The sequence below is a fragment of the Dinghuibacter silviterrae genome (assembly GCF_004366355.1).
Lineage (GTDB): Bacteria > Bacteroidota > Bacteroidia > Chitinophagales > Chitinophagaceae > Dinghuibacter > Dinghuibacter silviterrae.
Map to the genome: position 1 here is coordinate 2,394,267 of NZ_SODV01000002.1, position 18,135 is coordinate 2,412,401.

The window sequence follows — 18,135 nt, forward strand, 5'->3', positions numbered from 1 at the left end:
ATGTAGCGCTACTTTCCTTTTTTCTTGCCTTTCTTACTTTTTTTCGAGCCCGTGATGCCGCCGGGGCCCGTGGGGCCGTCAGGATAGTGGGTTTTCCCCTTTTTGCCACTGTCGCGCGCGGGTTTGGCGGCCTTGTCGCCTCCCGTGCCGGAACGCTTCGCACCGTCGCGCGCGGGCTTCGCGGATTTGTCACGCCCACCGCCGGGGCGCCCGCCGCCGCCATCATGTCGCGGCTTGCCGCCGCCGCGCGCCCCGCCAAAGCGGCTCGCGCCCCCACGTGCGCCCCCAGCGTGCCCCGCCGACAGGCGACGCGCCCCTGCGGGCGCCCCCACGCCCTCCGCCGCCTCCGCCTCCGAAGGCGCCCACTCATAATCCAGCTGACGCTTGTCGAGGTTGGCGGCCACGACGCGGACGTGGACCTTATCGCCCATTCGGAATGTCCGCCCGCTGCGCCGCCCGGTCAGACAATAGTCCTCTTCGATATGCAAAAACTCGTCAAAGTCCAGCAGACTGTTCAGGCTCACCAGCCCCTCGCACTTCGTCGCCACCAGCTCCACCCAAAAGCCAAAGCTGGCCACGCCGCTGATCACGCCCTCGAAGGTATCGCCGAGGAACTGGCGCATATACTCGACCTGTTTGTATTTGTTGGCGGCCCTTTCGGTTTCCATGGCCGCGCGTTCGCGCTCGCTGGTGTGGCGGCACTTCTGGTCCATCTTTTTGTCCAGGGGCGGGTGTCCCTGAAGACAGCGTTCCAGGATGCGGTGGACCATGACGTCCGGGTACCGGCGGATGGGCGAGGTAAAGTGGCAATAATGGTCAAAGCCCAGGCCATAGTGACCGATGTCCTCGGTGGCGTAGATGGCCTTGGCCATGGTGCGGATCCCCAGTTGTTCCAGGACGTGTTGCTCGGGCCGTCCCTGGACGTCGCGGAGCATCGAATTAAAGGACGAAGCGATAGCGTCCGGGCTGGACACATCGAACTTGTGGCCGTATTTCGCGGCGAAGGCCGCAAAGGGTTTTAGCTTCTCCTCGTCCGGTGTGTCGTGAACCCGGTACGGGAAGGGCACGGGCTCACCGTCGATTTTGTATTTGGCAACTGCCTCGGCGACCGCCTTGTTGGCTAAGAGCATAAACTCCTCGATCAACTGGTGCGCCTCCTTGCTTTCTTTAATGACGATCCCCGTGGGCTTGCCGCGCTCATCGAGGATAAACCGGACCTCTACGCTGGAAAAGTTGATCGCGCCGTGTTCGAGGCGTTTCTTCCGGAACTGCTGGGCGAGTTTATTCAACAGCAACACTTCTTCGGCATGAGGACCGTCCTTCGTCTCAATGACCTCCTGGACCTCCTCGTAGGTAAACCGGTGATCCGAATGGATCAGGGTCTTCCCCAGCCAGGTGTCTTTGATTTCTCCTTTGGCATTGATCTGAAAAACCGCCGCAAAAGTATATTTATCCTCATGCGGCCTCAGCGAACAAAGCTCGTTGGAGATCCGTTCCGGCAACATCGGAAGGACGCGATCGGGTAAGTACACCGAGGTGGCGCGCTGGTAAGCCGACTTGTCCAGGTCGGTATCCGGCTCGACAAAGTGGCTGACGTCCGCGATATGGACGCCGATCTCGTATAAGTCTTTTTTGACGCGCCGGAAAGAAAGCGCGTCATCGAAATCCTTGGCGTCGACAGGATCGATCGTGAACGTGAGGACCGGACGGAAATCGCGCCGCCGCTTGACCTCCTCTGCGCTGATGGTATCGGGCAGCCGGAGCGCCTGCTCCAGCACCTCGTCTCCAAATTCCAGGGGAAACCCTTTTTCAAGCAACAGCTCCTTCATCGCCATGTCGTTGGCGTCCTCGGGGTTCAGGATGGCGATGACCTCGCCCACGGGTTTACGTTCGCCTTTATTCCAGGAGGTCATCCGGACGACGACGCGATCGCCGTTGGAAGCGCCGCCCAGGTGCTCGGACGGGATAAAAAAGTCGGGTATCGGTTTCTGTCCGTCCGGCACAAAAAACGCCTGCTGGCGAATGTCGAGCCGGCCGATAAATTCGGTTTGTTTTCTTTCCAGGACTTCCGCGATCCGGCCTTCGGTGCGTCCCCCGGCCTTGGCGGAAGTCACTTCCACCCGGACGGTATCCCCGTGAAAGGCGGTGTTGAATTCAGTGGGCCGCACGAGAATGTCCCGTTCCAGGCCCTCCACGATCACATAACCGATGCCCGAGCGGGCTATATCGAGGGTTCCTTTATACGTGTTGGTGGTGTTTTTCTTCTTTTTGTTCATACGTGAAAATTGTCAATAAATGTAAGAATGGATGCGTGAAAGGCATCCCGCTCCCCAAAAAGGATCCGGTGCCGGACGGGGAGCACGAAAAGCGGCAGGTTCTCCAGCTCCTGTTGAAATTTCAAAAGCCGGACGCCGTCCTTTTCGGTGGTCAGTAAAATCTTTTTCCCTGAAGACATTTGCTCGAAACGGCGACGCATCGCCCTCAGGTCATCTATGGTAAAAATATGATGATCATTATAGGCCTGCACCTCGAAGGAAGCCGTTTCCGCCTCCAGGTAAGCCTTCAGGGGTTTCGGGTTGGCGATTCCGCAGACCAGCAGGACCTCCATATCCTTCTCCAGCGGACAAGGATGGTTGTCGATGATGTGGTACGGCTGCCCGTATTCCAGCGTCGCAAAAAATACGCGCTGCCCCTCGCGCGGATGCAGCTCCTGGGTCACCGCCGCCCTTTCCTCCTCGCTAAGCCCCGGGGGGCACTTGGTCACCACGATCACCTGGGCCCTGCGTGCCGCGCATTTATGGTCCCTCAGATCCCCCGTCGGCAAATAAAAGTCCCGGGTATACAGGTTATTATAGTCCGTCAGGAGAATATTGAACCCAGGTTGAATCGCCCGGTGCTGGTAAGCATCATCCAGGATCACCACCTGTGTCCCCGGCCGGTCCTGCAGCAGTTGCGGAATGGCGACCAGCCGCTCCTCCCCCACGGCCACCGCCACCTTTGGGAATTTCAGATGGAAAAGCATCGGCTCGTCCCCAATATCCAGCGCCGTCGTCCCGTCCCCCGCCAGGATATACCCCCGGGTTTTCCGCTTGTACCCCCTCGACAGGGTCGCCACCTGGTAGCGGTCCTGGAGCAGACGAAGCAGGTATTCCGTCATGGGTGATTTACCCGTCCCGCCCACCGACAGGTTCCCCACGCAGATCAGCGGCAGGTTAAACGAAGCCCCTTTTAGGATATTCCGGTCGAAAAGCTTGTTGCGTACCCAGACTACCGCTCCATATATACAGGCCACCGGCAGCAGGATAAAGCGGATCGATTGGAAGGTTAGATTATACAAATTCATACAACTGCGTCGGGGTAACACCAATGGACAAAGGTACGTCAAATTCCCCGCGGTCCTCCAGCCGGGGCATTGGTTCAAAAAGGCTCAGCCCCACCTTCAGGACGTCCGGCCGGCACTGCGCCAGGAACCGGTCATACATTCCGCGTCCATACCCGACGCGAAACCCGTCCCTGTCGAAGATCAGCAAAGGTACGATCACCAGGTCGACCGCCCCCGGAATCACCCGGATCCCCTCCACGGGCTCCGGGATACCATACGCGCCGGGAGCAAAAAAGGTGCCGGTATCCCACACCAGGTGTTCCAGGTCCGAGGAGCCGCTCACCCTCGGAACCACCAGCGTCAGCCCCGGAAACAGCGCCTCCAGGTGCCGCACAAAAGGCTGGGTATCGATCTCCCCCTTCGCCAGCAGCGGTCGATATACATGGACGACTTTTAAGGGAGGAAAAGTGATGCGTTCAAACTGTGACAACAGCCCGGCCGACATCGTTTCACGCTCGGCCGCCGTCAGGCGAACCCGCTCCTGCAGGTAATATGTCCGGGCTTCCTGTTTGGTCATCTCTTCAAATTTTTGTCAGGCGCCGCGCGCTTCACCGCCCCAGCGCCCCCAGCAGCCCCGGCCGGACTTCGTCCGCGAGGCGCCGCACAAACGCCGCGTCCGGATTCGCCGTAAACGGCATGCGCCCCAGGATCGAATACCCGCTCCACCGTGCGATATCCTCTTCGTAATCCCCAAAGCGGTCGTTAAAGATCCACCCCGCGACATCCAGCCCCGCCGTCCGTGCTACCCGCGCCGTCAACAGGGAGTGATTGATGCTCCCCAGGTAGTTCCGGCTGACCAGCACCACCTTGGCGCCCAGCCGCATCGCCAGGTCGCCCATAAAGTCGTTCCCGTTGAGCGGCACCATCAGCCCCCCTGCGCCTTCCACCACGACATCCCCCGGGGGAAGTGCCGCCGCGATGCGCTCCAGGTCGATGGACACGCCCTCGTTCCGTGCCGCGATATGCGGCGAGGCCGGCAAGGCCAGCCGGTAGACTTCCGGGTGTATCCGCGGATGCGTCAACCGCGCGCCCACATACGCCGCGTCCGACTCGTCCCCGGTCTGTACCGGCTTCCAGTATCCGGCGCCCAACGCCTCGGCGACCACGGCGGCGGCCAGGGTCTTGCCTACCCCGGTCCCGATCCCTGTCACGAAAATAACGGCCATGTTATGTGCGGTTGATGAAAAAAGAAAACACCGTCGTCCCGTAGGAGCGCTCCTGGCGGAACAGGGGTTCGTTTTTGTAGCTGTTTCGGGGCGTATGTTCGAGGACGAACATGCCCTCGGGCTTGAGCAGCGGCGTCACCAGCCCCGGGAGGTCATCAATGTTACCGAGCGCGTAGGGAGGCCCGGCAAAAATAAAGTCGTAGCCCCCGCCGCCAGTCGCGACGTCTGCGGCTCCGCCGCGCGCCGCCGCGTCGCCGGAGGCCGCGCCCAAGGCGCCGTTGCGCGCACCTGCGAGAAACTGAAACACATCCACCCGCAACACCGTCAACCCTGAAATTCCCAGGGCTTCCGCCGTCGAGCGGATAAAATCCGCCATCGTCGGGTCCTTCTCTACAACCGTGAGCGAAGCCGCCCCGCGCGACGCCAGCTCATAGCTGATCGCCCCCGTCCCCCCGAAAAGGTCAAGGGTAACCGCTCCGGAAAGCTCGACGTTGTGCTGGAGGATGTTAAACAGCCCGCTTTTGGCGATGTCGGTCGTGGGCCGGGTGTGGGGCATGTGCCCGGGTGGTTCTATCTTTCTGCCTCCGAAGTCTCCGCTGATTATACGCATGCGGCCGCGGTTAAGACGGAAGTAAAATAGTGCGATGGATACTCCTTGAAATAGGGTGACAGGTGCCAGTCGGCTGCGCCGGCGTCGCAGGATACCTCCAGGAAATACTTTTCCACCTCCCTGTATACCCCCGAGCTTTTATCGATCATGCCCTGGAGTTGGACGGGGATGGCCTGTGTATCCATGTCAAAGGTCCGGACCAGTTGCAGCAACTGATACGTGACGTCCTCCGGGGAGGTATAGCTGTAGGTCTGCCCCAGCTTTAGTTCACCGCCCTGGAAGACGGTGATGACAAAACGGTTGGGATAAAAGACGACCCGGATACACTCCTCCACCTTCCGCTGGAAAAGCTCCCGGAGCTCCGGGGTCCGCTGGTGCCAGCATTCCCCCGTCTTGAAGTGACGCAGGACGCGGCCGTGCAGCCAGCGCGGGATCTGGTATAGATTATAAATAGAAGCCTCGGGGATCAGGTCGCTGAACACCAGCGCTTCATGCTGAAGCCCGAAAAGGGTTTCCATGATTTTTTCCTTGTACCACGTTTGGAACCAGGTCGCGGGGATCAGCGTCGCGTCGCCGTGCTGATAGAAGATAAACACTTTGTTCCAGGTCTTCATGAGCCAGGGGTATTTCTCTTCCAACATCTTCCAGGCGTTCGTCCAACTGGTTTCCTGCCAATCGCCGTAATGATGGACCGCAAGGTGGCCCACCACGAGCTGCTCCTTTTTGTGCAGGAGGCTGATGTAGAGTTCCTGTTCGCCTATTTGTAACATGAGCTGGTGCTCACCGGGAGGCAGGGACTCCACCAAAGGGGGCAATATGACGATGATCGGTTCCAAGACCGCAATAATAACGATAATTTCGCGACCAAATGGACCTACGCCTCAATATCTCCAACCGCCAGATCCTTTCCATCGCCTTGCCCATCAGCATGGCAATGATCATTCCACAAATCAATTTCATCACCAACAATATCTTTTTGGGGATGCTCGGCGAACGCGAACTCGGCACCGCTGGCATCACCGGGGTCTATTACCTGGTCGTGGCGGTCATCGGGAACGGGCTCAACAACGGGCTCCAATCCATCATTTCGAGACGCGCCGGCGAAAACAACATCGCCGCCATCGGCCGCACCTATACGCAGGGTTTGCGGCTGGCGCTGGTATTCGCGCTCGGCGGGATCGTCCTGACGTACCTCGTCACGCCCCACCTGATGCACTTTTTTCTCCACTCCCCCGACGTGGCGTCCGAAGCCGTCTCGTTCCTGCTCATCCGTGTCTGGGGACTGCCCTTCCTGTTTTGCTACCAGATGAGCAACGCCTTCATGGTGGGAACCAACCATAGCCGCTTCCTTGTCATCGGCACGCTTTGCGAAACCACTGTCAATGTCTTCTTAGACTACAGCCTGATCAACGGCCACTTCGGGCTCCCCGCCCTCGGTTTTAACGGCGCCGCCTACGCCTCTATTGCGGCCGAATGTACCGGGATGTGCGTGATGCTCGGCTGTATCGCGTTCAAAGGGCTGCACCGGCGGTTTTACCTCCTCCGCCAACTTCGGCTCGACCTCCCCCTGATCAAGGTCATCGCCCGTCAGTCCATGCCCCTCGTCCTCCAATACTCCATGAGCCTGTTGTCCTGGCTGTATTTCTATACCCTCATCGAACACCACGGCACGCTCGGGCTCGCCGTGTCCAACACCCTGCGCAACATCATCGGTCTTTTCGGGGTATTTTCCTGGGCCTTCGCCTCGACCACCAATACGATGGTCAGCAACGTCATCGGTCAAGGGCTGCTCCCCAAGGTCCAGCCCCTCATCCGCCGGATCATGTGGCTAAGCCTAGGCTTCTGTATATGCATCGCCCTGATCCTGAACCTTTTCCCCCGGGCATTCTTAAGTATTTATGGACAGGACGCCGCCTTCGTCCACGTGGCCATCCCCCTGCTCCGGATGGTCACCGGCAGCCTTTGCCTCATGGCCGTGGCCAACGTCTGGCTCAACGCCGTGACCGGTACGGGCAAGACGCGGATCAACCTCGCCATCGAGATCGTCGCGATCGTGGCCTACCTGGTCTACGTCTATCTCGTGCTCGAACGCTTTAACCTCGGGCTCGTCTGGGCCTGGGGGTCGGAGTACCTCTACTGGCTGATATTGGGGGTACTGGCATTTGTGTATATTCGGAGTGGAAAGTGGAAGTACCGATGAAAAAGGCCTCCCGGCCCGTGACGATGTTTAACGGGTTTCCCACCAATGGTCCGCCGGGTACGGGCCGTCCAACGGGAACGGTTGACCGATCCGCGGGAGAACCAGCGTGGGGGCGCCGTCATGGCTCGCGGCTTCGCCGCTGGTGGCGACTCCGTCATTCCCGCGGAAAGCAGCGCTCCCGGCCGCTGCGACCAGCCTCCGCACCGGCTCATCCCAAGCATGCATACTCAAGCTAAACTTCCCCCAATGCACCGGCATCAGCGCCCGTGCGCGAAGCTCTTTCGCCGCCTGCCAGGTTTGCTCGGGAAACATGTGGATAAAGGGCCAGTGCACCCCGTATTGCCCGCACTCCAGGAACGCCAGGTCGAAGGGGCCGTAGGTCTCGCCGATCTGCGCGAAGTGCGCGCCATACCCGGAATCCCCGCCCAGGAACAGACGCCGGTCGCCAAGCGACAGGACGAGCGACATCCAAAGCGTCCCATTGCGTTTGAAAAGCCGGCCCGAAAAGTGCCGGGCCGGGGTGGCGGTAAAACGGACGCCTTCGCGGGGCGAATACGATTCCCCGAGGTCCAGCTCTACGATTTTTTCGGCTGGAATCCCCCAGTATTCGAGGTGGGCGCCCACGCCGAGGGCGGTGACGATGGTGCCCGCTTTTATCGAACGGACGGTTTCCATGTCCAGGTGGTCGTAGTGGTCGTGGGTCAGGACAAGGACGTCCAGTTCGGGAAGATCCGCGGGGGTGTATACTTCGGTTCCCGGGAAGGCCCGGGCGACAAAGGGGACCGGTGAGGCGTGGGCGCTTAACACCGGGTCTACCGCCAGGGTGAGTCCCGGGGTTTTGATGATGTAAGAGGAATGACCGAGCCAGACCACGGAGTCGTTGGTCAGCGTCGTCAGGTCGGTTTTGACCACGGGCAGGGGCCCGGATGGCACGGTGTCCTTTGGCTTGTTGAAAAAGTACTCCCGCATGATTTTGGCCATCGAACCGTCCTGCAGGCGCAGATCGGTGGGTTCGGGGTTGTCAAAAACGCCGTCCCGAAACCGCGGCGAGCGGCGCATCCTGTCCAAACGGCTGCCCTTAGGCGTTGCGCCAAAAACACTGAAGCTCATTAGAGTACCTCCCCCCATTTCGTTTTATCCTTGAGCAAAACCTCCCGCAGCAGGCGGATGGGCGGCTGCCCATTGTCCATCATGGCATCGTTAAAGGTTTTCAGGCTGTACCCTGCTCCCTCCTGTTGTTGGTAGTCGGCGCGGAGCTTCAGGATCTCCAGCTTGCCCACGGTGTAAAAAAGATACCCCGGGTCAAAGGTTCCCCGGAGGGCTTCGAGGTTGGAGGGTTTCTCCCCCTGGTACCAGTTGGCCATAAAGAAGTGGGTGGCGGAGTCCACGCTGATTCCTTTGGTGTGGAGCATGATGGAGTTGCAAAGACGGCAGATCCGGAGCAGGGCGTCGCCGGATTGCGCCAGGCGATATTTGGCGGCGGTGACGGGGTCCCCGTTGTTGCCATAGCCTTCGTCCAGCATCATCCGTTCGGTATAGTGGGCCCAGCCTTCCACGTATGCATAGCTGGCAAAGATCTTTTCCACGTCGGAACCGTCGGAGGCCTTCAGGTGGGTGAACTGGACATAGTGACCGGGATAGGCTTCGTGGATGGTCACGACGTCGGTTGTGTAATAGTTGAACATCGCGAGCCAGTCTTCCTTTTGCTGGGGTGTCCAGCGCGCGTCCACCGGGGTGACGTAGTAATAAGCTTCGGTGGCCTTTGTTTCGAAGGGGCCGGGGACGTCACAGGAGGCGGTGGAGGTCGAGCGGGCGTAGGGCGGTGTTTCTTTTACCTGGATCCGGACGTCGGAGGGCAGGCTGCAGATCTTGTGGTCTATGAGAAACTGGCGAATGCCTTCGAGGTGTTTCCGGGTGTCCGGGATAAGGCTGTCCGCGGAGGGGTGCTCTTTTTCCATATCCTTATACACCTCTACCGCCGGCTTGTTGGGGTTGATGATGTGGGCGGCCTGCTGGAAAACGCCCTGCTCCCTTTTCAGCTCCCTCATCCCGATGGCCAGGAGACTGTCGGGGGAAAGGTCGATCAGTTCTACATTGTGCAACATCTTCCGGTAGTTCTCTTCCCCCAGCGCGAAGTGGTCGTCGGCGGGGTGCTTTGCCAGGAACTGGATATAGCCGTCGATGGCCTTTATCGCCTCGGCATTGGACTCCGCAAAGACGTGCATCAGGGCATCGCTTTTGACGTCTTTCAGGGCCACAGGGAGGTCGCGTTTCAGAAAATCCTCGGATCCCTTTGCGACCTCTATCGCCATGTCGATGAGGGGTTTGGGTAGTGTAGCTTCCAGATTTCGTTTAGCCTGTTCGAACAAAAAAGGGAGCTGTCGCTCCACCTTGATGATACAACCCAACCGGTACTCCAGGGGGGCAAAATCCCGCTTGACATACGTGTTGAGGTCCACGGCCTGGGCGTAGGTGATCGGGTTTCGGGTATAGGCGTTCAGATCCACAATGTTGAACAGCTCCTGTTGGATACCGAGGTGCAGGATGCGGTAGTCCCGGTAATTCCGGGGGCTGAGTGCGCCCGTGTCGATGTCGGACAACAGGCTGTCGTACACCCTTAGCCGGACGATTTCGTTGAGCATCGGCCCGTTACCAAAGTCCGGCACCATCGTGTCGTACTGGTGATACCCCAGGGCAACGCCGGCCTGGGGGCGCCAGTCCAGGTATCCTTTGATAAACTCCCTGGAGAGGGAAGCAAAAGCACTGTCTGCGGAGGGGGCCGGGACTTTCGCGCCGCGGTGGCAGGAGGTGGCGAGCAACGCGGCCATGAACAGGCCGGACGTCCATTTCATCATAATATCGCGGTATTGTTTCGGAAAAAATCGATCTTGGAACGGAACATTTCCGCCATCTTATCCGCCCGCCAAAGGGCCTCGTCCGCTTTTTCCCCCTCATACAGCTCCCCGACGGTCTCCTTCCAAAGACCCAGCCAGGCGTCAAAATGGGGCTTTTCCAGACCCATCTTCAGGTGGGGTGGAAAAGGACTGCCGAAATACGTATGCTCTTCGAGCAGGACGGTTTGCCAGAAACGGTACATTTTTTCCAGGTGGTGCGGCCAGTTGTCTTGCACCACGGCCTCGAAAACGGGCCCGATCAACGGGTGCCGGCGAACCTTACCGTAAAAGGCGTCGACCAGCAGTTGAATATCGGGGAGGGTTTGAATGTCGTGCATCACCCCGCAAAGGTACGACGAACCGTTTACGGATGGGATTGTTCCACCAATTTCCGGATCCGCCCCTCGATCTCGTCGGTGGATGGAAACGGCGCATCCTTGTCTACAAACCGCCCGCTGCGGTCGAGCAGGGCGTAGCGGGGTACCCCATTAATGTGCAGAACGGCGTTGAGCGAAGAATGATGCCCGTCCAGGAGCAAAAAGCTGTCGGGATTTGGCTGGCCGTCGCCCAGCGCGCCCTTCCAGTCTTCCGGATCGGAGTCGATGCTGATGCTGAGAAAGACCACAGGGTCCTTGGCAAACTTGGCCCGGAGGGCTTCGTAAAAGGGGGTCTCGTGGCGGCAGGGGCCGCACCAACTGGCCCAGATGTCCAGGTAGACGACTTTGCCCGCGTAGCGGTGGAGGAGGTCGTCCCAGGAGATTTGGGTGCCGTCGGGGGATTGGAGGGTCGTGCCGGAAGCCGGGGGCACCACCGCGCTCCGCACTCCTGCGCCCGGAGCCGCGGCTCCGAGGGTTGCCGCAATGAGAAGAATGAAAACTATTTTCATGGGTCTCGGTTATTTGATATGTATCGTATGCGCCAGCGCCCTAAACGCCTGCACATTCTTATCAAACTCATCATTGGCCACGCCCTCCACCACAATGGTATGTTCCGCAGTGGCGGCCAGGAACTGGTACAGCAAACCGGCCTGCCCGCCGAGCCGGCAATGGATCTCGACCTCGTACGCCTCATAGCCGTTGACAGAGTCCAGCGAAATATTGGACAGGATAGGTTCTTCGAGACCCGCTTGCATATCCTTGATGATGAGGTTTTCCGACAGGTCCTGGAGGGAACTGCCGTTCTTCCGGGGATAGGGGGTCACGGTGACAAAGGGCGAACCCTGGGCGGGCAGTTTGCCGTCCAGGCTATAGATAAACAGGGGTTTGTTGTACAGCGCGAAATGCCATGAAGCGGCCGTGGTATCGAGGCTGAAGGGGGCTGTTGAAAACGGGTCCACCACCTGGGCCTTCTGGTAGGTGATGGTGGCGTAGGCGTCGCGGATGGCCTGACCAACGGACAGGGCGGTATCCGGGTACAGACCGATCAGGGTCGTGGAAAAGGTAGAGTCCCCAAAGATCAGCGCCATGATGCGTTTGGCGGAGTCGCCCTTCATATAGCAATACTTGGCGGGAAAACCGGCGACCGTCAGCGTTTTGAACGCCAGGACGCGGGCGCCCTTGGCCGTGAAATTGGCGGCGGTAAAGCTTTGGCCGTCGGTGTAAAAATCCCCGTCAGGGAGGTCATACACCTGGATGACGGCGGAACCATCCGTCTTTAGCAAACCGGGAAAAGCATGGGTGAGTCCGAAACCGGTGGGCGGGATCAGCGAAAGATGGGTGTCCGGGATCTGGACATGCTTGTCCGCTGTATCCGGCCCCAGCCCTACCCGCACCTGTGCATAGCTCCGCGGGGTCACACAAAGTGTCCCATAAAGGATGCTGATGCCACAAAGTAAACGGGGAAACATGCACGTTGGAATTTCGATAGGGCGGATCTTTCGATGCCCCCTAAAGATAGACAAATCTGTTCAAAGAACGTAAGGAGCCCCCCTTCTATTACATTATATTATTTTACTATGAATTTATAAGACAATTGTTCATCGCGTGAATTTTCCCCTATGACCAGCCGGTAGGTACCTGGATACAATTTCCAGTCGTGGTGTTCCGCGTCCCATTTCCGCAGGGCGGATAGCGGGATGGCGAACGGTTGAATGGCGCCGGGCGTCACCCGGGCAAATTGCTTCAATTCCCTTACCGGCATCAGCTTGCCGGGTACGCTTGGATATTCTATGTACACCTGGGGTACGGCGACGGCGGGAATGGAGTCGCTTTTGGCGGTGACCTGTACCGCAAAACGCAGCGTGTCGCCGATTTTTTGAGGTTTGCCGGCCCAACTATAAGAGAAGGTTGTGTAGCTCAACCCGAACCCAAACGGATACTCCACCTCCCCCTCATAATACCGGTAGGTCCTCCCCTTCACGTGATAGTCGTCATACGCAGGAAGGTCGGCCACGGATTTATAAAACGTAACCGGCAGGTGCCCGGAGGGCGCTACCCGGCCAAACAGGATATTGGCCAGGGCTGCGCCGCCTTCCTGGCCGGGATACCAGGCGACGATGATGGCGTTGACAAAAGGCGCCAGGGCGTCAACGTCCATGGCACTCCCGCCCGTGACGACGGCGATGATGGGCTTATGCGTGGCCTTGCGCAAGGCGCGGATATAGGCGAGCTGACCCGCGGGAAGGCTCAGGGTCTTTTTGTCTCCCCCGGCATCGGATAGGAAAGCGTCGCCTTCCTCCCCTTCGACCTGCGGAGTCAGACCGATGACGGCCACGACGACGTCGCTGAAGGAGGCTACCCAAGTCCCCCCGAAGTGAACGGTGTCTTTGGGATCGCAACCCAGGTCGTATTCGACGCCGGTGGCGGGACCGGCAATGGCCGTAATCCCCTCCACAAATGTAACCATGTGGGAAGAGGTCCCGTGGTAGTTTCCTAAAAGGGCGTCCGCGGACGTGGCGTTGCTACCCGCGATCAGCATGGTCTTGACGTTCGCGGCCTTTAGCGGGAGCGCGCCGTCGTTGCGAAGCAGGACCATGCTTTCTTCCGCCATTTGCAGCGCCAGCTGCTGGTGGTAGGCATTCGCAACGCTGTCGGCCCCGTAATCCTTATAAGGACTGAGCGAAGGATCGTCATAAAGACCGAGGTGAAACGCGGTACGGAGGTTGGGCGCCAGGTCCTTGTTGACGTCTTCTTCGTTGATCAGGCCCTTTTGGACGGCTGTCTCGGCGTCGGCCTGCAGCAGGTTCGAACAGTCCACATTGACACCGGTTTTGATGGCTTCGGCGGCGACGGTCGCCGCATCGGGCAGGGCTTTATGGCGTTCCCATATATCATCCAGCGCGCCGCAGTCGCTGACGACATGCCCTTTAAAATGCCATTCATCCCGTAGGATGTCTTTGAGGAGGGTCCGGCCGGTACAGCAGGGCTGATCGTTGACGCGGTTGTAGGCGCACATGACGGCTTCCACCCCGCTATCCACGAGGGTATGGAAGGCGGGTAGATAGGTTTCACGGAGTTCGTCCTCGTTTACCCGGACATTGATGGAGTGACGGCTGGCTTCGGGTCCGCTGTGGACCGCAAAGTGTTTGGCGCAGGCTGCCGTCTTCAGGTGCAGGGGATCGTTCCCTTGCATTCCCCGGACATAGGCCGAGCCCATCCGCCCGGTGAGATAAGGGTCTTCTCCGTAGGTCTCCTGTCCCCTGCCCCAACGCGGATCACGGAAAATATTGATGTTGGGCGCCCAGAAGGTCAGCCCCAGGTATTGCTGGCGGCGGCCCTCGGCCACGCTCATGTTGTATTTGGCCCTGGCCTCGGTGGATACGGCGTCGCCCTCGACGCGCAACAAGGCGTCGTCAAAGGTTGCCGCCACGCCGATGGCCTGCGGGAAAACCGTGGCCTCCCCCGCCCTGGCCACGCCGTGCAGCCCCTCGTTCCACCACACGTATCGCTGGATCCCGAGGTGCGGAACGCCCGGGCTGACAAACCCCAGCAGGCTGATCTTTTCTTTCAGGCTGAGCCGTTGGATAAGATCGGCGGCCCTGGCATCCGCCGGTTGGTGCGGGTCCTGGTAAACGGGGGTTTGGGCTTTGGCACACAAGCCTGCCAACGCCAACGTTGGCACGAGGAGAAACAAGCGGGTGTTCATGGGCGCAATATACCGCGCTTTCAGTATAACTTTTCAGTACAATACGACAAATTGGACCGACCGCGGCGGTGCCTCCAGCACAAACCTGCTGCTTGGCCAATAGTTAAGCCTTCGGGCGGGAACGTGCGTGATATCAGCGGGGCCCCCGGACGCACCGGCTGGTCCCTGTCCGTTGACAAAGACGCGGGGCGAGAATTCGCCGTTGTCGTCTCCGCCGGTAAGGGAGTAATAATAACCGTAATAGCCATAACCGCGACCATACGGGATGGTGAGGCGCCGCGGTGTCGTGGAGGTGTTGACGAGAACGAGACCCAATCCGCGCCCCGCGCCGCCGCCGCTAAAGCTCGACGCGAAAACCACGACCGCCGAGTCACTGGAAGTGCTCCGCACCACATGGTCCCCAAAACATTTCTGGAAGTAGTACAGGTAGTAATAAGCCGGCCGTGGATTCCACAGAGGCGCGCCGGGCTCGTCCCCTTTATTAAACAACCCATGATCGTTCCCATGATCATAGGCATTGGCCAGGTCCCAACGCGTGGCCTCCCCAAACCCGCGGGTGGCCAGTTCACCGATCACGAGGGCGGCGTGCATACCGGCAATAAAAGAGGTTTGCTGGCGGGACCCCTGTGCAAAAATATTGTACTCCGTCAGCGCGACCGGCTTGTTGCCCATCCGGAGCATATAGTCTGCCATCTGGTCGGTGACGGACCGGCCGGTGGCCAGGATGGCCGCGGCTTTCGAATTTTGAAAGTAGGGTGTATAGTAGCTGTGGACGATAAAGAAGTCGCAGGCGTTCCCGGCCTGGCGGAGCACCCCTTCGTTCCAGACTTTGTCCACGGGAAACGTATAAGGCCCGGGGGGCAGTTCGATCAGCACCACACCGATTTTGATGTCCGCGCCGGTTTCGCGGGCTGCTGCGCGCATGGAGTCGATAAAGACACGCGCCTGGCGTCCGTATAGGTCACCTGAGATGACAGCGGGCCGGGAACCAGGCAAGTGTGCGCTGTCCACGAGGTACCCCGCCTGCCAGCGGCCGTTGTCCTCGTTCCCCAACTCCCAGAAACGCGTCCGGCCATGATCATAACGTACCCAGTCGGCCGCCAGGTGCGCCGCGGTGGCCACAGGGTCCGGCCCGGTTCCGTATCGCGCATACCCCATGTTCACACAGATGATGCCCTTGCTATCCGTCTCTGTAAGCATCTTGTAATAATTGTCCACGGAAAGGCCCCAGGGCGCGCGGCCCAGGAAATAGCGTTCCTTCCGCGCCCGGACGCCAAGACCATACAGGAGCGTATCCGGTACGTCCGCGGGCAGTTGCCCCGGGGTCGCGTTCCAGAAAAAGGTATTGCTTCCATTGCCCCCGGGATACCGGATGATCCCTGGATGGAGGGTTCGGATGTGGTCAAGCAACACGGGCTGGTTGACCATGGGTCCCATCCATTGGTTGGCGTTGTTGCCAAAGAGCCAGGGAGAGACCCGGGCGATGGTGTCGGAGGGATACACCGCGATGTCCACCTGGGGCGGTGGCGCGGAGTCGAAGACGTCTTGAGGGGGCGGCGCGCCTGAAGCTCTGAGGGCTTTTTCACGTTCTGCCAGGCTATCGAAGGCGAAGACCGCCGGCATCGGCGCCGTTTTCGGGCGGAAGGCATCCAGGAAAAAGCCTTGCGGCAGTACTTGGGGGCTTTGCGACAGCACTCGGGAGCCTTGCGACACCGCCCGGAAGCCCGTGGCCCCTCCCTGGCCCTGCTGGCCCCGCGCGCCCAAACCCAGGGCGAGCGCTATGGTGAAGAATATAATTCGCATCATTAATCAATTAATAACGTCTTGGTCGTAACGCCGGATGGCGTCGTTATCTCGATCTTATATACACCGGCGGCCGCGGGAATAAACAGGTCTTGATCGGCCAGGCCACTCAGCGTCTGCGTGTACACCACGCGCCCCCGAAGGTCGATGGCGTGAAGCGTCAGCCGGTCGGCACCGGTAAAGCCTTGAACCCGGATGTGGCAGTGGCCGCGGGGGGCAGGATTGGGAAAAAGTTTGATGAGCCTGTCGGTGGGATCGATATTGGTGACGGCAGTGACGAGGGACCCTTTGTCGATCACCACGAAAGTAGCCGATAGCGGGGGAAGACTGAGTAGTACACCGCCGCTCACGGAGTCGGTGTTCATCGACAGCGTGGCATAATTCAAGGGGCCGCCGGAAATGCCGGTGGGGCCGTTGCCGTTGACGAAAACCTGGCGGGAAAAATTGCCGTTGTCGGTACCGCCGGTCAGGGTGTACCAGTGATAGGTGGCCCCTACCCCGTTTTCCTCGATCTGCACCAGCTCAGAAGAAGCCCCTTTGTTGACAAGGACCACCCCGGTTTCCCCGGAGCTGAAACTGGAGGCGTAGGCTTTGACCGAGGTACTCCCGGTGACGGTATCACCGATCACCCGGTCCCCAAAACACCGCTGGAAATAGTACATATTGAAAAAGGCGGGACGCGGGTTCCATTTCGGGGCGCCGCCGGGTTCGTCCCCGGCGTTAAACATGCCCTGGTCGTCTCCATTGCTCCAGCCGTTGGCGATGTCCCAGCGGGAGGCCTCTCCAAAAACCGGGTGTTGGGTAAGTTCTCCCAGGACGAGGGTGGCGTGCAAAGCCGCGATAAAGGATACTTCCTGGTCGCTGCCGGTGTTGGAGATGTTCCACTCGGTCAGTGCGACCGGTTTTTCGGTGACGCCGCCCTGGGCGGTCGTGACGGCCATGTAGGAGGACACGGCGTTGGTTTCCCCGGTGGCGATATTCAGAATGCTGTCCACGTTGGTGGCGGACCCGCTGGTGGCGTAGTAGTCGTGGACGATGTAAAAATCGGCGGTTTCCCCTGCCGACGAGAAGTAGCCGCTGTTCCAGGTGATGTCGGGGGGATTCCAGGTGTGGCTGCTGGCGTCTGTGCCTAAGAGCTGGGCGCCGATGTAGATGGTGGCCCCGATCTCCGAGGCGGCCGCTCGCATGGAGTCTGCAAAGACCTTGACGTGCTGGCCGTACAAGGCGCCGCTGATGATCTGGGGCTGGCCGTCCTGGTTGGTGGCGGTGTTGATCTTATAGCTGGCTTCCCACGGGCCCCCGCTTTCGTTCCCGATTTCCCAGAACTGGGTCCGGCCGCTGTCTGCCCTCACCCAGTCGGCCGCAAGGTGGGCGGCGGTTGCCACGGGGTTGGGGCCGGTGCCGTATCGCGCGTAGGCATAGTTTACCGTGATGATACCTTTGGCCCCTGTCATCTGCAACATCTTGTAATAGTTGGCCAGGGAGAGCGTCCAGGAGGCGGTGTTGTTGCCAAACCAGTACCCCGCCGCTATGGGGTTCCCGTTGGTGTTGTAGAGGGAGTCGGGTGCGTCTGCGGGGGCGGTGGTGGCGTTCCAGAAGTATACATCGCTGATGCTGCCCCCCGGCGCCCTTATCAGGTGGGGGGACAGATCAGTGAGGTATTGGATCAGCGTTGGCTCGGTCACCATTTGACCGATGTATGGGTTGGTATTGTTTCCGAAAAGGTAAGGGGAGACCTGTCCAAGCGCCTTAGTGGGATCGATCCTGACCGTGGCTGTCACGGACCCGGTGGGCTTGGTGGCCTGTACATAGGTGGGCGCGGTCCAGGATCTGGCCTGCCAGCCGTTCAGGAAAAAGTTTTGGGCCGACAGGCCGAGAGGCGCGACCAGCCCCAGCAAAAAAATAATACGCATGAACTGATTTTAAAAAGCCGCCCCCCATGCAAGGGGGACGGCTTCCATCCATATTGCAGAGAATCCTTACTTGGTCTTGACGAT

The 18,135-nt window shown here is 59.6% G+C and carries 15 protein-coding genes; 1 reads left to right on the top strand and 14 read right to left on the bottom strand.

The window, feature by feature from the left end:
- Nucleotides 1-8: 8 nt before the first annotated feature.
- Genes rnr through EDB95_RS26810 form a run of 6 tightly spaced genes read right to left on the bottom strand, consistent with a single transcriptional unit; the run spans nt 9 to nt 5,994 of the window.
- Nucleotides 9-2,276 (bottom strand): ribonuclease R, encoded by a 2,268-nt coding sequence (gene rnr / locus EDB95_RS26785; protein ID WP_134000032.1) that lies wholly within the window; start codon nt 2,274-2,276, stop codon nt 9-11.
- The gene (gene lpxK, locus EDB95_RS26790) at nt 2,273-3,343 is read right to left on the bottom strand and encodes a tetraacyldisaccharide 4'-kinase (protein WP_134000035.1); all 1,071 of its coding nucleotides are present in this window, start codon (nt 3,341-3,343) and stop codon (nt 2,273-2,275) included. The genes rnr and lpxK overlap by 4 nt, the downstream gene beginning before the upstream one ends.
- The gene (locus EDB95_RS26795; RefSeq protein ID WP_134000038.1) at nt 3,330-3,899 is read right to left on the bottom strand and encodes a 5-formyltetrahydrofolate cyclo-ligase; all 570 of its coding nucleotides are present in this window, start codon (nt 3,897-3,899) and stop codon (nt 3,330-3,332) included. Before EDB95_RS26795 ends, lpxK begins: the two co-directional genes overlap by 14 nt.
- A 31-nt stretch (nt 3,900-3,930) precedes the next feature.
- The gene (bioD, locus tag EDB95_RS26800) at nt 3,931-4,548 is read right to left on the bottom strand and encodes a dethiobiotin synthase (RefSeq protein WP_134000041.1); all 618 of its coding nucleotides are present in this window, start codon (nt 4,546-4,548) and stop codon (nt 3,931-3,933) included.
- A gap of 1 nt (nt 4,549) precedes the next feature.
- Nucleotides 4,550-5,158: an RsmD family RNA methyltransferase gene (locus EDB95_RS26805; RefSeq protein ID WP_134000044.1), complete on the bottom strand. Its 609-nt coding sequence runs from the start codon at nt 5,156-5,158 to the stop codon at nt 4,550-4,552.
- A complete protein-coding gene (locus EDB95_RS26810; protein WP_134000047.1) occupies nt 5,149-5,994 on the bottom strand; it encodes a DUF3822 family protein in 846 nt (281 codons plus the stop codon). The genes EDB95_RS26805 and EDB95_RS26810 overlap by 10 nt, the downstream gene beginning before the upstream one ends.
- Before the next feature lie 32 nt (nt 5,995-6,026).
- Here EDB95_RS26810 and EDB95_RS26815 point away from each other — a divergent pair, with 32 nt between their 5' ends.
- Entirely contained in the window at nt 6,027-7,358 is a 1,332-nt protein-coding gene (locus EDB95_RS26815) for an MATE family efflux transporter (protein ID WP_134000050.1), read from the top strand.
- A gap of 27 nt (nt 7,359-7,385) precedes the next feature.
- Here EDB95_RS26815 and EDB95_RS26820 read toward each other — a convergent pair whose 3' ends face one another.
- The 8 genes from EDB95_RS26820 to EDB95_RS26855 all read right to left on the bottom strand — a co-directional run bounded on the left by EDB95_RS26820 (nt 7,386) and on the right by EDB95_RS26855 (nt 18,051).
- Nucleotides 7,386-8,468: an MBL fold metallo-hydrolase gene (locus tag EDB95_RS26820; RefSeq protein WP_162852812.1), complete on the bottom strand. Its 1,083-nt coding sequence runs from the start codon at nt 8,466-8,468 to the stop codon at nt 7,386-7,388.
- Nucleotides 8,468-10,213, bottom strand: coding sequence for a DUF885 domain-containing protein (locus EDB95_RS26825; RefSeq protein ID WP_134000056.1), 1,746 nt, complete (start codon nt 10,211-10,213; stop codon nt 8,468-8,470). Before EDB95_RS26825 ends, EDB95_RS26820 begins: the two co-directional genes overlap by 1 nt.
- Nucleotides 10,210-10,590 (bottom strand): group III truncated hemoglobin, encoded by a 381-nt coding sequence (locus tag EDB95_RS26830; RefSeq protein ID WP_134000058.1) that lies wholly within the window; start codon nt 10,588-10,590, stop codon nt 10,210-10,212. The genes EDB95_RS26825 and EDB95_RS26830 overlap by 4 nt, the downstream gene beginning before the upstream one ends.
- 26 nt (nt 10,591-10,616) lie before the next feature.
- Complete coding sequence (locus EDB95_RS26835) at nt 10,617-11,138, bottom strand: TlpA family protein disulfide reductase (RefSeq protein ID WP_134000061.1); 522 nt, start codon at nt 11,136-11,138, stop codon at nt 10,617-10,619.
- 9 nt (nt 11,139-11,147) lie between these two features.
- Nucleotides 11,148-12,098 carry a hypothetical protein gene (locus EDB95_RS26840; RefSeq protein WP_134000064.1) on the bottom strand — a complete coding sequence of 317 codons (951 nt, stop codon included), beginning with the start codon at nt 12,096-12,098 and terminating at the stop codon, nt 11,148-11,150.
- A gap of 98 nt (nt 12,099-12,196) precedes the next feature.
- Nucleotides 12,197-14,335: a glycoside hydrolase family 3 protein gene (locus EDB95_RS26845; protein WP_134000067.1), complete on the bottom strand. Its 2,139-nt coding sequence runs from the start codon at nt 14,333-14,335 to the stop codon at nt 12,197-12,199.
- Nucleotides 14,336-14,368: 33 nt separating this feature from the next.
- Entirely contained in the window at nt 14,369-16,141 is a 1,773-nt protein-coding gene (locus tag EDB95_RS26850; protein ID WP_134000069.1) for an alpha-L-arabinofuranosidase, read from the bottom strand.
- Nucleotides 16,141-18,051 (bottom strand): T9SS type A sorting domain-containing protein, encoded by a 1,911-nt coding sequence (locus EDB95_RS26855; RefSeq protein WP_134000072.1) that lies wholly within the window; start codon nt 18,049-18,051, stop codon nt 16,141-16,143. Before EDB95_RS26855 ends, EDB95_RS26850 begins: the two co-directional genes overlap by 1 nt.
- Nucleotides 18,052-18,135: the final 84 nt, after the last annotated feature.

Coding starts and splice junctions, on each gene's coding strand:
- rnr (WP_134000032.1), bottom strand. CDS start 2,276: ATGAACAAAAAGAAGAAAAACACCACCAACACGTATAAAGGAACCCTC.
- lpxK (WP_134000035.1), bottom strand. CDS start 3,343: ATGAATTTGTATAATCTAACCTTCCAATCGATCCGCTTTATCCTGCTG.
- EDB95_RS26795 (WP_134000038.1), bottom strand. CDS start 3,899: ATGACCAAACAGGAAGCCCGGACATATTACCTGCAGGAGCGGGTTCGC.
- bioD (WP_134000041.1), bottom strand. CDS start 4,548: ATGGCCGTTATTTTCGTGACAGGGATCGGGACCGGGGTAGGCAAGACC.
- EDB95_RS26805 (WP_134000044.1), bottom strand. CDS start 5,158: ATGCGTATAATCAGCGGAGACTTCGGAGGCAGAAAGATAGAACCACCC.
- EDB95_RS26815 (WP_134000050.1), top strand. CDS start 6,027: ATGGACCTACGCCTCAATATCTCCAACCGCCAGATCCTTTCCATCGCC.
- EDB95_RS26820 (WP_162852812.1), bottom strand. CDS start 8,468: ATGAGCTTCAGTGTTTTTGGCGCAACGCCTAAGGGCAGCCGTTTGGAC.
- EDB95_RS26825 (WP_134000056.1), bottom strand. CDS start 10,213: ATGATGAAATGGACGTCCGGCCTGTTCATGGCCGCGTTGCTCGCCACC.
- EDB95_RS26830 (WP_134000058.1), bottom strand. CDS start 10,590: ATGCACGACATTCAAACCCTCCCCGATATTCAACTGCTGGTCGACGCC.
- EDB95_RS26835 (WP_134000061.1), bottom strand. CDS start 11,138: ATGAAAATAGTTTTCATTCTTCTCATTGCGGCAACCCTCGGAGCCGCG.
- EDB95_RS26840 (WP_134000064.1), bottom strand. CDS start 12,098: ATGTTTCCCCGTTTACTTTGTGGCATCAGCATCCTTTATGGGACACTT.
- EDB95_RS26845 (WP_134000067.1), bottom strand. CDS start 14,335: ATGAACACCCGCTTGTTTCTCCTCGTGCCAACGTTGGCGTTGGCAGGC.
- EDB95_RS26850 (WP_134000069.1), bottom strand. CDS start 16,141: ATGATGCGAATTATATTCTTCACCATAGCGCTCGCCCTGGGTTTGGGC.
- EDB95_RS26855 (WP_134000072.1), bottom strand. CDS start 18,051: ATGCGTATTATTTTTTTGCTGGGGCTGGTCGCGCCTCTCGGCCTGTCG.